Raw genomic sequence first — 14,601 nt, 5'->3', positions numbered from 1 at the left:
TAAATTGCCGCAACCTACCTAAACCTAACGGCAATAGAAATAACAAGGCCCCAAATTGATATCCATCAATCCGAGGCCAGGATAACTTGCGACAACTATTTTTTTACCGATGGCGGCGGTAGCCGCGGATGATCCGGCGGGTGCGACACCGGTGCCCTGCCCGCTGGTACTGTCTGCACAGCCGGTGGCGGTGGACTATTCCGTGACGACGGTCTCGACCCGTGCCGGGCCGGCATCATTCCAGCCGCCCCACTCCGGGCCAAACCCTCGCCCCCAACGTGGATCATAAGGGCCTCCGTATCCCCAACCCCATGGTCCCATGGGTTGAGGTGGCATCACCACCTCTTTGACCTCACGCCAGCGCTTGTAGCTGTTGACGTTAACCGTCACATAGCGGTAATCGCTGTTACCAATGGTGCCGTTTTCCGAACCGCTAATCGGCCCGACGACGGTAACCAGCTGGTTTTTAAAATCAACCGGATCCAGGAAACCGTGGTAATAGGCAGCAATGCGGCCTACAGAAGGTTGTCCCAGAATAGGTGCGGCACTTGAATCAAGCGGCACAACCGCGATTTCAAGACGCGTACGATTTTTATCGTTGGTTACCGCAACCACACGGCCACCAAAGCGTGCTTCCTGACCGACATAAATTTGTGGTGCGCCCTGTACGGCGACCAGATTCATCTGCGGCGTTTCGGTGGTGCCACGGATCGACTCAGGCACCGTCACGCAGCCAGACAGCAGCAGCGCCCCCAGGCCAACAGCAAAGGCCAGACTCTTTTTAGTCGTCAATATCTTACGCATGGAAACTCCCCCAGCTACATTATCTTTTTCGACAGCATATTCCGGCACAAGTGCCCGGCTTAGCGGCCAGGAAGCTTTTTCCAGGTGACCTCATTACGTAAATAAGTCGGCTCAGCCTGTTCGGCACTTACTCTGACGCCACGATCCCAGGCGGCAAGGGCCAGCGGCAGCATATCTTCCGCCTGTGGCAGCAGCATTTTGCCATCAACCAGCTCAACGGCAGTTGAACCCAGCAACTGCGGATAGGTAACCCAGCCGGTGCCCACGGTTGCCCAGCGGCCACTCAGTGCCGCACTGCGTTCGATGAGTTGCTCCGGCTTAAGCACCGCTTCCGAAGCTTCACCCTGCCACTCGCCCTGGGTATCGCGGGTATATTCGCCCCAATAGACTTCCCCCATACGCGCATCAATGGCAGCCAGAACGCGCTGTGCACCGGTTTGCCGGTAAGCGCCCTGGGCCATAGTCTGGAGCGTGGAAATAGGCAGTAGCGGCAAATCGGCACCGAAGGCCAGGCCTTGGGCCATACCAATACCAATGCGCACTCCGGTAAAACTTCCCGGACCACGGCCAAAAGCCAGCGCATCAAGCTGATTGAGGGTCAATCCCGCTTGTGCCAGGATCTGCTGAACCATAGGAAGGATACGTTGCGTGTGCTCACGGGCGCAGAGTTCAAAATAAGCCAGCGTTTCGCCATTGTCGCTAGACGAAGACCGGGTATACAACGCAACTGAACAGGCTTCGGTTGCCGTATCAATTGCCAAAATTCGCGTGGACATGCCAAACCTCAGGCGGGATAAAAATAGGGACCATGTTGATACCCAAAAGATTTTAGCGGGTATTTGCCGATCATAGCACAGCCCACGTCGCTTTCCCTGCAAAAAGCAGCGCCCGCAGCCGATCTTTCCGCTGGCCGGGCGCGGATTGTCTGGCGAGCTACTCCGGGTCGGGCGGAGAGCTTTGCAGAAAATCGATCGCCTGTTGCAGCGAGCGGGTCCGCGGCGTCGGCGGTAGACTGTTCAAGAACACCTCGCCATAAGGGCGCATCACCAGGCGATTATCACAAATCACCATCACACCGCGATCATCGGTATCACGGATCAACCGCCCCACCCCTTGTTTAAGGGTGATCACTGCATCCGGCAGTTGTACCTCGTTAAAGGGATCGCCGCCACGCAGGCGACAATCCTCAATGCGCGCTTTAAGCAGCGGATCGTCCGGCGAGGTAAAGGGCAGTTTATCGATAATTACGCAGGAGAGCGTCTGGCCGCGCACATCCACCCCCTCCCAAAAGCTGCTGGTTGCCACCAGCAAGGCATTGCCCGCTTCGACAAACTGTGCCAATAGCTGACCTTTGCTGGTTTCCCCCTGCAGCAGTACCGGCAGCGTCAGGCTGGCGCGAAACTCTTCGGCCAGTTCACGCATCATCTGATGGGAGGTACAAAGAAAGAAGCAGCGGCCTTTGTTGGCTTCGATCAGCGGCCGCAGCATACGCGCCAGTTGACGCGAACCGCCGCGCTCATTGGGGGAAGGCAGGTAGCGCGGCACGCATAACAACGCCTGATGGGCATAATCGAACGGACTGGCCAGCAGCAAGGTTTCCGCCTGGTCCAGTCCAAGACGCAGGGTGAAATGTTCGAGTTTGTCGTTGACCGACAGCGTAGCGGAGGTAAAAATCCATGCCCCTGGCTTATCGGCCATCAACTCACGAAATTTATCGGTGACTGACAGCGGCGTCAGCGCCAGCAAGAAATGGCGGGCGTTGCATTCATACCAGTAGCTGTAACCGGCAATATTGACGTCCTTAAGACGCTTCAGACGGTTGCGATACAGCGTAGCGCGTTCAAATGCCGCATCCAGCAACGCCGAGCGCCCCAGCGAAAGCTTCATCACGTCGTAACACAGTTCCAGGGCATCATCGAGCAGCACCAGCGCGCGCTGGATGCTGTTATCCACCAGCACATCACGCAGATTACCGCGAAAGCCCGGCTCGCCCAGCGCCAGACGGAAATCCTGCGCGCTCTGACTCAGGCGGTCGGCGCTTTTTTGCAACTGGGCGGAGTCGCGCACTTCGGTGCGGTAGGCAATAGTGATATCTTTTGCCAGATCGAGCAGTTGTCTGCTGGAGAGTTGCTGGCCGAAATACTGGCTGGCAATATCGGGAATTTGATGGGCTTCATCAAAAATCATCACCTCGGCGGTGGGGATCAACTCGCCAAAACCACTCTCTTTTACCACCATATCGGCCATAAACAGATGATGATTGACCACCACTACGTCGGCATCCATCGCTTTGCGCCGCGCCTTGACCACAAAGCACTCTTTGTACAGCGGGCAATCGCTGCCAAGGCAATTATCATTGGTACTGGTAACCAGCGGCCAGACGTAGCTGTCTTCGGCCACTACCGTGCAGGTACTGATATCCCCTTCGTCGGTTATTGAGGCCCAGTGACGCAAGTGCGCCAAATCGCTGAGCGACTGGCTGGCCAGTTCACCACCGGCTAACGACTGCTGGTCAAGACGTTCCAGACAAAGATAGTTGGAGCGCCCTTTCAACAACGCCAGCTTGCCCTTGAATTTCAATGCGCTGGCCACTTTGGGCAGATCGCGGGCATACAACTGGTCCTGCAATGCCTTGGAGCCGGTGGAAATAATCACCTTTTTCCCCGAGCGCAGAGCCGGAGCCAGATAGGCATAAGTTTTACCGGTTCCCGTACCGGCCTCAACCACCAATCCCTGCTTATTGCTGATCGCCAGAGCAACGGCATTCGCCATCAGACGCTGGGGTTCACGGGGTTTGAAACCCTCAATTTTTTGCGCCAGTGCGCCGTCTGTTGCGAAATCGTCTATCACACTATGCCCAAAATATAAGAATTAGCGCTGATTATGCCAATCCTTGCCCTCCGCTACCACCATCTTTCTGATCAGGGTGAGTCCCAGGCGTTCAACCGGCTCGCTCCCTTGCCCGCTGGCAATATGCTACCCTGTGCGCCATCATTCGTCAGCGACCTTCAGGAGCATATTTTATGACCATTCAACGTATCAGACCCGAGCCACGTATGTCAGATATCGTGATCCATAACGGCACGGTGTATTACACCAGCGTCCCGGAAAACCTCGACGCCAATGCCAAAGATCAAACCACTGAAACGCTGGCGATCATCGACGCCGCCCTGGAAGAAGTAGGATCGCATAAAAGCAAAATCCTCGACGCAACCCTGTTTCTGGTTGATGGCAACGATTTCCAGGCGATGAACGAAGCCTGGGATGCCTGGGTATCACCGGGTAATGCACCAGTGCGCTGTACGGTGCAAGCCAAGCTGATGAATCCGCGCTATAAAATTGAAATTAAGATTATTGCCGCGCTGTAGTATCTGGCAATAACAGACCAACGGCGCGGTTTTCAGCGCAAAAAAAAAAGCCTCCACCATTGCCGGGGAGGCTTTATTGCTTAGGCCATCAATCAGGCTTTGGCACCGGCAACCGCTTCGCGGGCCAGATCGGTAATACGCTGGTAATCACCTTTTTCCAAGGCATCTGCCGGAACCAACCAGGAACCACCAATACAAAGCACGCTTTTCAGCGCCAGATAATCACGGTAATTGGCCGGGGTAATCCCACCGGTAGGGCAGAAACGAACCTGAGAGAAAGGTCCGGCGATGGCTTGTAACGCTTTAACGCCACCGTTGGCTTCAGCCGGGAAGAATTTGAATTCACGCAGGCCGGCAGCCAGGCCTTGCATCAGTTCAGATACGGTGCTGATACCCGGGATCAACGGGATAGTCCCGGCATTGGCCGCGGCCAACAGCGCGTCGGTCAGACCCGGGCTGATGGCGAATTGAGCACCAGCTTCCGTAACCTGCTGCAACTGTTCCGGGTTAAGCACAGTACCGGCACCAATAATGGCTTCTGGTACTTCTTTGGCAATGGCTCTGATTGCCTCTAACGCACAGGCGGTACGCAGTGTCACTTCGAGCACGCGAACGCCCCCGGCAACCAGCGCTTTGGCCAAAGGTACAGCGTGTTCCAGTTTGTTAATAACAATCACTGGAACGACCGGACCTGAGGTCAGTATCTGTTCTGCGCTTGTTTTCCAGTTGTTCATCTTTGTCTCCATTCATGCCCGCAGGCATTGATTGTGATTAATGGCGCACTCCTGCCATTGGGCCTGAAAGCTCGCTCAGCTCGACGTTTACCGATCATACCCTTTAGCCTGACTGGCCGGTCTATCCCCGCCATCCGTTGACCAGCAACAGATGACTATTTTCAGCGGTTAAGCGGTCCAGTAAACCTCGACCGGCGTCTGCTGCTGATTCAGTATTGCCCTGACGGGCATCTCATTCTGGTCAGTGCCTTTTACTGCGCGATCGTACACTTCGCGCTTGCTTTCACCGGCCAGCAATAAATAAATGCGCTGACTGTTTAACAACACTGGCAGCGTCAGGGTGATGCGCTCCAGGGGTGCCGTTAATGGCGTAATGGCCATACAACGCTTGCCCGAGTGCAGATCCAGCGCCAGCGCCAGATTGGCACTGCCAGGAAACAGTGAGGCAATATGCCCGTCATCGCCCATGCCCAGCAAGGTGACATCTGCCGGCAAGGGTAAGGTGGATAATGCCTGTTCGATAGCCGCCTGCCCCGCGCTGGCAGAGCCAGCGGGGTTTTTGAGGGCAATAAAGGTGGCTTTCGCCACCTCGCCTTGCAACAGGCTATTACGCACCATTTTTTCGTTACTGGAGCCGTTGTCGCTCGCCACCCAACGCTCATCGCTCAAGGTGATCATCACGCAACGCCAGTCCAACTGCTGACGCGCCAGGTATCTGAACAATTCAAGCGGCGTTCGCCCGCCGGAAACAATCAGGCTGGCCTGCCCGCGCAGCGTGATCGCCTCGCGCAGGGCATCGGCAATTTTGCCAGCCAGGTTTTGATTCAACACCGCCGTACCGGAAAACTCGACGAAATTAGCCATCTGTTGCCCCTTGATACTGACTGTCAGTGAGTCGACTCTGGCTTAACCGAACTCATTCCATGAACGGCCATCACGAGTGATCATCGCCACAGAAGCAACAGGTCCCCAGGTACCCGACTGATAAGGCTTAGGCGCTTCGTTTTCTGCTGACCAGGCATCCATAATGCCATCAACCCATTTCCACGCTTCTTCGACTTCGTCGCGGCGGACAAACAGCGCCTGAATACCGCGCATGGTTTCCAGCAGCAGACGCTCATAGGCATCGGCAATATGTTCCTCGTTAAAGGTCTCGGAGAAACTCAGGTCCAGTTTGGTGGTTTGCAGACGGTGTTTATGCTCCAGCCCTGGCACTTTGTTCAGCACCTGGATTTCGATACCTTCATCCGGCTGTAAACGAATGGTCAGTTTGTTCTGCGGCAACTGTTGGTAAGAGTCGCGGAACAGATTAAGCGCCGGGCTCTTGAAGTAGACCACCACTTCTGAACATTTGGTTGGCAGACGCTTGCCGGTACGCAGATAGAACGGTACCCCGGCCCACTGCCAGTTATCGATATCAACGCGAATAGAGACAAAAGTTTCGGTATTGCTGCTTTTGTTGGCGCCTTCTTCTTCGAGATAACCCGGTACCTTCTTGCCCTGGACAAACCCGGCAGTGTACTGACCGCGCACCGTAGTTTCACGGACGTTGGTCTGATCGATACGACGCAGTGAACGCAATACTTTGACTTTTTCGTCACGAATGCGGTCGGTACTCAAATCCGCAGGAGGCGACATGGCAATCATGGTCAGAATTTGCAGCAGATGGTTCTGGATCATGTCACGCATCTGACCGGCTTTATCGAAATAGCCCCAACGACCCTCAATGCCCACTTCTTCTGCCACCGTGATCTGCACATGATCGATAGTGCGATTATCCCAGTTGGAAGCGAACAGGTTGTTGGCAAAGCGCAGGGCCAAAAGATTAAGAACTGTCTCTTTACCCAGATAGTGGTCAATGCGGTAGACCTGGCTTTCGTTGAAATACTCGGCGACGCCGTCGTTGATTTCACGGGAAGAAGCCAGATCGGTACCCAATGGTTTTTCCATCACAACGCGAGCGGGCTCTTTATTCAGCCCCGCTTCGCCCAGACCTTTACAGATAGCAGCAAAAGTGCTCGGCGGCATGGCGAAGTAGTTGATGGTGGTGCGATTTTTCACATCCAGCATTTTGCCTAAACGGCTGAAATGCTTGATATCATTAACATCAAGATTACAAAATTCCAGGCGAGCGCTGAGCTTGTCCCACAGTTCAGGATCCAGCTTCTCTTTCATAAAGGTGGTCAGCGCTTCTTTTACCACGTCGGTATAAGCCGCTTTATCCCATTCCGCGCGGCCAACGCCAATGATCTTGGTGTCGTCGTGAATATGCCCAGCTTTTTCCAGCTGATACAGGGAAGGTAACAGCTTGCGGCGTGCAAGGTCGCCTTTAGCACCGAAAATTACCAGGTCACACGCCTGGGCTGGTTGGTTTACCGCCATGTTCTTCTCCTTAGAGCAGGATATACCTGTTGTTATGAAAACCGCCTCGGCGTGAGCAATAGTCGCTCAGCGCAAGGTGCCCCGCATGTTTCTCGGGTCTGCCGCGCCACGGTTTTATGACGTTAGGTACAGATTGTAATTTTATTTCAACAATTTTCGCGTTTCAGCAACAATGTACTCTGAACAGGCGGAGTCAGTAAACCAAGATCTATGCCATTAATATATGAATAAAAACCACATATTTTGTCATATTTGCCAACCAGGACGACTTGTCATCGACCCGGGATGTAATTTTATAACGAATATGTACCTTAATTACCATACTGAAACTTAGATCTGGCTCATACTCTGATTAAAAAAGCCTGAATTTGGTCATATTGCCGCTGCCACCTGGTTCAGAGTCGTAGTATATTTTCATCAAACTGACATGATTTCTCCTTTTCGTTGAAATCGATGAAACCTATTGAGTGGTCACCCATGAACACGCTGGATAAAATTCTCAGCTTTTTGGATATCCTTAGCCGATCGGAAAGAAAGGTTGCTGAAGTTATCCTTGCTTCACCGCAGACTGCCATCCATTCAAGTATCGCGACACTGGCCAAAATGGCCGATGTCAGTGAACCTACGGTCAATCGGTTTTGCCGCCGTCTTGAAACCAAAGGTTTTCCCGACTTTAAATTGCAGCTTGCCCAAAGTCTGGCTAATGGAACGCCGTACGTAAACCGCAACGTCGAAGAAACTGACAGCGTTGAGGCCTACAGCACTAAAATCTTTGAATCTGTGCTCGCCAGCCTGGAGCAGGTCAAAAACACCCTGGATATGACGGCGGTAAATCGCGCGGTCGATTTGCTGACGCAGGCCAAGAAAATATCTTTCTTTGGCCTTGGCGCTTCTGCGGCAGTGGCGCATGATGCCATGAACAAGTTCTTCCGCTTCAACATCCCGGTGATCTACTTTGATGATATCGTAATGCAGCGCATGAGCTGTATGAATTCGGGCGAAGGGGATGTCGTGGTGCTGATTTCGCACACCGGCCGCACAAAAAGCCTGGTTGAGCTTGCTCACCTTGCCCGTGAAAACGATGCCACCGTTATTGCCATCACCTCGCACAATAGCCCGCTGGATCAGGAAGCAAGCCTGTCGTTGCTGCTGGATGTTCCGGAAGATACCGATGTCTATATGCCGATGATCTCCCGCCTGGCACAACTGACGCTGATTGATGTGCTGGCCACCGGTTTTACTTTACGCCGCGGGGCAAAATTCAGAGATAACCTGAAGCGCGTCAAAGAATCGTTAAAAGAATCGCGCTTTGATAAAGAGGTTTCTACACCCTCACGGTTTGAATAAATCCGTCAGTAAACGGATGTTTTATACTGTCACGTTTGTTACAGTGTTGTTAAAAAAGGAATCAACCATTGCGCAGCGGGTGTAATTTTACTCCAATTGCGCAAGGCCGATAAAATTGCCGGAATAACAAGCCCTCTGTCGCACGAATGCATTATTTTTGTATTAAAATTACAATCAGCATTCGCTATACCCTGAACCATTGATAGGGAGGGTATATTGTTATTCGGGTTTTCAGCACCAATGCTTCACAAGTCAACGGAGTAAGGCATGTCCAGACGGCTCAGAAGAACCAAAATTGTCACCACCCTCGGCCCGGCAACTGATCGCGATAATAATCTCGAAAAGATTATTGCGGCAGGTGCCAACGTCGTCCGCCTCAATTTCTCACACGGTACTGCCGAGGATCACCAGATCCGTGCCGATAAAGTGCGCGAAATTGCAGCAAAACTCGGACGTCACGTCGCTATTCTTGGCGATCTGCAGGGCCCTAAAATTCGTGTCTCCACCTTTAAGGAAGGTAAAGTCTTCCTCAATATCGGCGATAAATTCCTGCTTGATGCCAATATGAGCAAAGGGGAAGGCGATAAAGAGAAAGTGGGTATCGACTATAAAGGCCTGCCTGCTGACGTGGTTCCCGGCGATGTATTGCTACTCGACGATGGGCGCGTGCAACTGAAAGTTCTCGAAGTTCAGGGCATGAAAGTCTTTACAGAAGTCACCGTTGGCGGTCCCCTTTCCAACAATAAAGGCATCAATAAGTTAGGCGGCGGTCTCTCTGCTGAAGCGCTGACCGAAAAAGATAAAGCCGATATCATTACCGCGGCCAAAATCGGCGTTGATTACCTGGCAGTCTCTTTCCCGCGTACCGGTGAAGACCTGAATTATGCGCGACGTCTGGCTCGCGATGCCGGCTGTCATGCCAAGATTGTCTCCAAAGTGGAGCGTGCTGAAGCGGTGGCCTCAGATGCCGCCATGGACGATATTATTCTCGCCTCCGATGTGGTGATGGTGGCCCGTGGCGATCTGGGCGTAGAAATTGGCGACCCGGAACTGGTGGGTATTCAGAAGAAACTGATCCGCCGTGCCCGTCAACTTAACCGCGCAGTGATCACCGCAACGCAAATGATGGAGTCGATGATCACCAATCCAATGCCAACCCGCGCCGAAGTCATGGACGTGGCCAACGCGGTATTGGATGGCACCGACGCCGTGATGCTCTCCGCTGAAACAGCAGCAGGTCAATATCCGGCTGAAACCGTGGCTGCCATGGCCCGCGTCTGTCTGGGCGCAGAGAAGATCCCGAGCATCAACGTTTCCAAGCACCGTCTGGATATTGAGTTTGATAATATTGAAGAAACCATTGCCATGTCTTCAATGTATGCGGCCAACCACCTGAAAGGGGTTACCGCTATTATCTCCCTGACCGAATCTGGCAGAACCGCGCTGATGATGTCACGTATCAGCTCGGGCTTACCGATTTTCGCCATGTCTCGCCATGAGCACACCCTGAATCTGACGGCGCTGTACCGTGGCGTGACCCCGGTATTCTTTGACATCATCAATGATGGTGTGGCGGTCGCGGTAGACGCGGTGAATTTGCTGCGTGACAAGGGTTATCTGCTGTCTGGCGATCTGGTGATCGTCACTCAGGGCGACGTAATGAGCACCACCGGTACCACCAATACCAGCCGGGTTATGCGCGTGGAATAACATTAAATAGGATACTAGCGGAAAATATCTTTTGGTATTTTCCGCTAAATTTTTTGAACTAACGATACTGAATTAGTGGTAACACTAGGTTAAATCTATCACTCAAGCGCCTAGGCCTGCTGTACTCCAATTTAATAGCAGTTTATTTGGTCTACAGCTATTCATCGACGTGAAAACTTTATTGCCGCAATAAATACTTCAAGCTTACTTCACTATTTCTTGTTTAACTATCACCTCGCGTGGTTTTAACTGCTGAATTGCTCTGCAAATGCAATATGGTATAACAGCCCACGCAATACCCATTGCAGCCCCAGCTGCTTGTTGAGGGGCGCCATTTGCAGCCCAGACCATGATCACACCTTGTATAAAACCTATAACGGAGAAAACAATCGAAACTTTCCACATAATTTTAATCCCATTTTTATAGAAGTATTATCAGCCTTGATATATTAACAATTTTTATGTTTAAGGCAATGAAATACCCTTGTATTGATTGATTAACCTTACAATCAAAGCAAAAAAGAGGCTGCTAGCAATAAAGCAAGAAAAGAAGGAACTCCAAAAGCAAATTTTGATTTGACTCGTAGATACAAAATTGACCAGTAATTACCACAAAGAAAAGCATGACTATTTCCGTGGAAAACAAATAATTTTGGGCTCAGGAAATCGCAGAAACTGTAGGTAACACCTTAAAAAAACAGAAATACTGCGACGCAATGGGGGTTTTTATATCCCCATTGCGCTTAAGCAGATAGTTTCCCATCCTGTCAGGCGGCTAACGTTTATTTGGGGAAAAGCTCATCGCGGGTATAAGGTTCTTGCTCTCCCGGCCTGCGGGTTTTCAGCAGCTTGAGGATCCAGGTGTACTGCTCGGGATTAGGCGCTACCAATAACTCCACCTCTTCATTCATCCGCCGGGCAATAGTGGCATCATCGGCCGTCGGCAGATCATACATCGGTGGGCGAATAAAAATATCCAGACGATGGGTCGTGCCGTTATAAACCGGAAACAGCGGTACAATTTCTGCACGGCAGACTTTCATCAGCCGTCCAATTGCCGGTAAAGTCGCTTTATACGTGGCAAAGAAATCAACAAATTCGCTGTGTTCGGCACCGTGATCTTCATCCGGCAGGTAGTATCCCCAATAGCCCTGGCGCACTGAGCTGATAAATGGCTTGATGCCGTCATTACGAGCATGCATACGCCCGCCAAAGCGCAGACGAACGCGGTTCCATAAATAATCGGTCAGCAGGTTTTTTTGGTTATGAAACATGGCGGCCATCGGATGCCCCTCGGCAGCCATCAGCATAGCGGGAATATCCAGCGCCCAACCGTGGGGGACAAGGAAAATAATATTCTTTTCCTGCGCATGCAGCTCATTGACAATTTCCTTGTTGTGCCAGGTGACACGCTCCAGGACTTTTGCAGAACCGCGACAGGCCAATTCCGCCATCAACACCATGGACTGCGGCGCAGCGGCAAACATATCGTCGATGATTTTTTCACGTTCGGCCAGTGACAACTCAGGCAGGCAGTAAAGCAGATTAATGCGGGCACGGCGACGAGCCCCTTTGGCCAATTTCCCGGCCAGTCGACCCAGCCCGCCTAAAAACGGGTCACGCAGCGCCGGTGGGACATAAGCCATTGCCGCCATTGCCCCCACGCCCAACCAGACCCCCCAATAGCGAGGATGATAAAAGGCTTTCTGGAAATGCGGTATAAACATGTCCTGCGGATTTTTTTCTGATTGCATGCGTTAACTCATAACTTAAATACTAATTATAAAAATCAATCGCTCAATGATAAGTGCAGCGAATTATTTTGCAATACAAGTTATTGCCCACAGTGTGCGGGCGATAACATTCAACCAGAAGAGTTACGTCTGGTCTCAGGCGTCAGAGGGTAAGCTGCGGCATAATTTGACGCACTGTAGCCAGATACTGCTTAAGATCGCTACCGTTTAGGCCTTCGGAGCGTGGCATCTTCGCAGTAAGCGGATTTACCGCCACGTTGTTGATCCAGATTTCATAGTGCAGATGAGGCCCGGTTGAGCGGCCACTATTACCCGACAGGGCAATACGTTCGCCGCGTTTCACTTTTTGCCCCGTTTTCACCAGCGCCTTGCTTAGGTGCATATAGCGTGTCGTATATTGCCGCCCGTGGCGTAAAGCGACATAAGTGCCAGCATTGCCGCCGTTATTGACCACCACCACTTCACCGTCCCCCACCGCCAGCACCGGGGTACGCATGGGTACGGCAAAATCGACTCCGCGATGCGGCGCAATACGCCCGGAAACCGGGTTAAGTCGACGCGGATTGAAGTTTGAGGAGACGCGATACTGACGTAGCGTAGGAAAACGCAGAAAGCCGCGCGCCAGTCCGCTGCCTGCGCGATCGTAAAATTTGCCGTCTTCGGCACGAATGGCATAGTAATCCCTGCCGCCGCTGCGTAAACGCACCCCGGCAAGTTGGCTTTGTTCATTTTTACCGTTCAATACTTCTCGAGACATCAATACCGAAAACTGGTCGCCTTTGCGCAGCTTTTTAAAATCCAACTGCCACTGTAACGCCTTAACCACCGCGCCAATTTCGGCATTGGTCAAACCGGCTGCTTTGGCACTGCTGACAAAACTGCCATCAAGGGTGCCTTTAAGCACCTGATCTTGCCATTCGCCGGCCATGGTTTGCATGGAGGCTTTAAAGCCCTGGTCAGTGCGATCGTAAGTGGCCGTTTCGCGTCGCGATTTTTCCCAGGTCAACCGTTGCAACTCGCCCTCATCATTGACCGTCCAGGAGAGCTGCTGCCCTACTTTCAGGCTGCGTAATTCGCTGTTTTGCGCGGCCAGAGTGCTGATATCCGCCATATCAATGCCGAACTGATTGAGAATACTGCTGAGCGTATCGCCGGTAGAAACCACATATTCGTGGATACCCTGCTCGTTCTCGGTTTTGTCATCGAGTTCATCTTGCGGAATATCGGCAGCAGGCGGGGGCTGGTCGAGGGGTTCGCTGGCTTCCGGCAGCAGCGAATTGGCCTGTTCGGGTAGCGATGAACTGGCCTGTTGGCTGTCTAGCTGGATTTTCTTTACGATGGATTTTTCCGGGTAATCGTCTTCGCTGTCGTGATGAGCCACAGGCCGCCAAACGGCGATGGCCAAGGTGATGATTGTCAGGGACCCCAACATCACGCGGTGGGGTCTGGGTAGATTGTTGTAGGCCAGAGCAATGGATCGGGCAATGAGCTGCACTTGGTACTGTCCTTATTAGCTTACTCCAGGCAGCCTACGTACTGAGAAGTCAGATGTGACAGGAAGTTCACATAACTGTCCCTGGTCAGTGCGATCCCGCTCCCCAGCGGATCCAATGTGCCCATCCGCACTGTTGTTCCCTGGGCAACAGCATTAATTACGGCTGGCCTGAATTGTGGCTCAGCAAAAACGCATACCGCTTTTTGCTCAACCAACTGTGTTCGAATTTGATGTAGTCGCTGTGCACCAGGCTGGATTTCGGGATTGATGGTGAAGTGGCCCAATGGCGACAACCCATAATGTTTTTCAAAGTAGCCATAGGCATCATGAAAAACGAAATATCCCTTCCCCTGAACAGGTTGCAGCATCTTACCAAGCTTTATGTCAGTTTTTGTCAATCCTTCTTCAAACTGACGCAGGTTAGCGTCTAATTGGTCTTTCTTTTTAGGCATTAGTTCCAATAATTTGCCATAAATCGCCTCAGCAGCCTGTTTGGCTATCACCGGTGACATCCAGAGATGCATATTATATTGTCCATGATGATGGGCATCACCTGATGCATTCGCCCCATGGATATCATGTTCATCGTCGTCTTCCCCCGCCAACAGCAACGGTTTTACCCCCGCCAGGGCACCTATTTCCACCACCCGGTTCGGTGGCAACTGGGCTACCGATTTGCTCATAAAACCTTCCAGATCCGGCCCCACCCACACCAGCAGATCGGCGCTGCGCATGCTCTTGAGATCGGAAGGTCGCAACGCATAGTCATGGGGCGACGCGCCGTCAGGAAGCAATACCTCTGTTGGCGTGACACCGTCAGCAATGGCGGCGGCGATAAACCCCAAAGGTCGCACGGAGGTCAATACGGCAGCATTGGCATTGACCAGTCCCCCCAGTAAAGACAGCGCAACAAGGGAATTCAGCAACAAAGATTTTTTCAGTTTCATAATAGGCTTACTCATTTTTATCGTTGTTAAGCCTGTTTTTCAGACTTTGTGCCAGCGGGC

At 52.2% G+C, this 14,601-nt stretch carries 12 protein-coding genes; 3 read left to right on the top strand and 9 right to left on the bottom strand.

The genetic code is table 11. From position 1 onward, the window contains the following. Positions 1-195 precede the first annotated feature (195 nt). The 3 genes from GW590_RS07550 to GW590_RS07540 all read right to left on the bottom strand — a co-directional run bounded on the left by GW590_RS07550 (position 196) and on the right by GW590_RS07540 (position 3,654). Positions 196-804, bottom strand: coding sequence for a Slp family lipoprotein (locus GW590_RS07550; RefSeq protein ID WP_169402397.1), 609 nt, complete (start codon positions 802-804; stop codon positions 196-198). 59 nt (positions 805-863) lie between these two features. Then, positions 864-1,580: a tRNA (adenosine(37)-N6)-threonylcarbamoyltransferase complex dimerization subunit type 1 TsaB gene (gene tsaB / locus GW590_RS07545; RefSeq protein WP_169402396.1), complete on the bottom strand. Its 717-nt coding sequence runs from the start codon at positions 1,578-1,580 to the stop codon at positions 864-866. 157 nt (positions 1,581-1,737) lie between these two features. Continuing rightward, positions 1,738-3,654 carry an ATP-dependent DNA helicase gene (locus GW590_RS07540; RefSeq protein ID WP_169402395.1) on the bottom strand — a complete coding sequence of 639 codons (1,917 nt, stop codon included), beginning with the start codon at positions 3,652-3,654 and terminating at the stop codon, positions 1,738-1,740. A gap of 173 nt (positions 3,655-3,827) precedes the next feature. On the opposite strand from GW590_RS07540, the gene GW590_RS07535 reads away from it, so the two are divergent. Continuing rightward, positions 3,828-4,172, top strand: coding sequence for a RidA family protein (locus GW590_RS07535; RefSeq protein ID WP_169402394.1), 345 nt, complete (start codon positions 3,828-3,830; stop codon positions 4,170-4,172). A 92-nt stretch (positions 4,173-4,264) separates the two neighbouring features. Here GW590_RS07535 and GW590_RS07530 read toward each other — a convergent pair whose 3' ends face one another. The 3 genes from GW590_RS07530 to zwf form a co-directional block, all read right to left on the bottom strand. Then, entirely contained in the window at positions 4,265-4,906 is a 642-nt protein-coding gene (locus tag GW590_RS07530) for a bifunctional 4-hydroxy-2-oxoglutarate aldolase/2-dehydro-3-deoxy-phosphogluconate aldolase (protein WP_169402393.1), read from the bottom strand. A gap of 168 nt (positions 4,907-5,074) precedes the next feature. Next, positions 5,075-5,770: a 6-phosphogluconolactonase gene (pgl, locus tag GW590_RS07525; protein ID WP_169402392.1), complete on the bottom strand. Its 696-nt coding sequence runs from the start codon at positions 5,768-5,770 to the stop codon at positions 5,075-5,077. Positions 5,771-5,812: 42 nt separating this feature from the next. Next, positions 5,813-7,288, bottom strand: coding sequence for a glucose-6-phosphate dehydrogenase (zwf, locus tag GW590_RS07520; RefSeq protein ID WP_169402391.1), 1,476 nt, complete (start codon positions 7,286-7,288; stop codon positions 5,813-5,815). A gap of 477 nt (positions 7,289-7,765) precedes the next feature. On the opposite strand from zwf, the gene GW590_RS07515 reads away from it, so the two are divergent. Together GW590_RS07515 and pyk are read left to right on the top strand one after the other, a co-directional pair. Then, the gene (locus GW590_RS07515) at positions 7,766-8,635 is read left to right on the top strand and encodes a MurR/RpiR family transcriptional regulator (RefSeq protein WP_169402525.1); all 870 of its coding nucleotides are present in this window, start codon (positions 7,766-7,768) and stop codon (positions 8,633-8,635) included. Positions 8,636-8,902: 267 nt separating this feature from the next. Further along, positions 8,903-10,345, top strand: a complete 1,443-nt coding sequence (gene pyk, locus GW590_RS07510; protein WP_169402390.1) for a pyruvate kinase — start codon at positions 8,903-8,905, stop codon at positions 10,343-10,345. 782 nt (positions 10,346-11,127) lie between these two features. On the opposite strand, the gene lpxM is transcribed toward pyk, so the two are convergent. From lpxM to znuA, 3 genes are all read right to left on the bottom strand, one after another. Next, complete coding sequence (gene lpxM / locus GW590_RS07505) at positions 11,128-12,099, bottom strand: lauroyl-Kdo(2)-lipid IV(A) myristoyltransferase (RefSeq protein WP_169402389.1); 972 nt, start codon at positions 12,097-12,099, stop codon at positions 11,128-11,130. Positions 12,100-12,241: 142 nt separating this feature from the next. Beyond that, entirely contained in the window at positions 12,242-13,594 is a 1,353-nt protein-coding gene (gene mepM / locus GW590_RS07500; protein WP_169402388.1) for a murein DD-endopeptidase MepM, read from the bottom strand. Positions 13,595-13,614: 20 nt separating this feature from the next. Further along, positions 13,615-14,541 (bottom strand): zinc ABC transporter substrate-binding protein ZnuA, encoded by a 927-nt coding sequence (znuA, locus tag GW590_RS07495; RefSeq protein WP_408014915.1) that lies wholly within the window; start codon positions 14,539-14,541, stop codon positions 13,615-13,617. Positions 14,542-14,601 lie beyond the last annotated feature (60 nt).

The organism is Rouxiella aceris (assembly GCF_012933545.1).
GTDB classification, from domain to species: Bacteria; Pseudomonadota; Gammaproteobacteria; order Enterobacterales; family Enterobacteriaceae; genus Rouxiella; species Rouxiella aceris.
Note: the sequence above shows the minus strand (reverse complement) of the source record. Positions and strands in the feature narration are given on the sequence as shown.

What these genes read in the sequence shown, in the direction of transcription:
- GW590_RS07550 (WP_169402397.1), bottom strand. Translation starts at nt 804, where the DNA reads ATGCGTAAGATATTGACGACTAAAAAGAGTCTGGCCTTTGCTGTTGGC.
- tsaB (WP_169402396.1), bottom strand. Translation starts at nt 1,580, where the DNA reads ATGTCCACGCGAATTTTGGCAATTGATACGGCAACCGAAGCCTGTTCA.
- GW590_RS07535 (WP_169402394.1), top strand. Translation starts at nt 3,828, where the DNA reads ATGACCATTCAACGTATCAGACCCGAGCCACGTATGTCAGATATCGTG.
- GW590_RS07530 (WP_169402393.1), bottom strand. Translation starts at nt 4,906, where the DNA reads ATGAACAACTGGAAAACAAGCGCAGAACAGATACTGACCTCAGGTCCG.
- pgl (WP_169402392.1), bottom strand. Translation starts at nt 5,770, where the DNA reads ATGGCTAATTTCGTCGAGTTTTCCGGTACGGCGGTGTTGAATCAAAAC.
- zwf (WP_169402391.1), bottom strand. Translation starts at nt 7,288, where the DNA reads ATGGCGGTAAACCAACCAGCCCAGGCGTGTGACCTGGTAATTTTCGGT.
- GW590_RS07515 (WP_169402525.1), top strand. Translation starts at nt 7,766, where the DNA reads ATGAACACGCTGGATAAAATTCTCAGCTTTTTGGATATCCTTAGCCGA.
- pyk (WP_169402390.1), top strand. Translation starts at nt 8,903, where the DNA reads ATGTCCAGACGGCTCAGAAGAACCAAAATTGTCACCACCCTCGGCCCG.
- lpxM (WP_169402389.1), bottom strand. Translation starts at nt 12,099, where the DNA reads ATGCAATCAGAAAAAAATCCGCAGGACATGTTTATACCGCATTTCCAG.
- znuA (WP_408014915.1), bottom strand. Translation starts at nt 14,541, where the DNA reads ATGAAACTGAAAAAATCTTTGTTGCTGAATTCCCTTGTTGCGCTGTCT.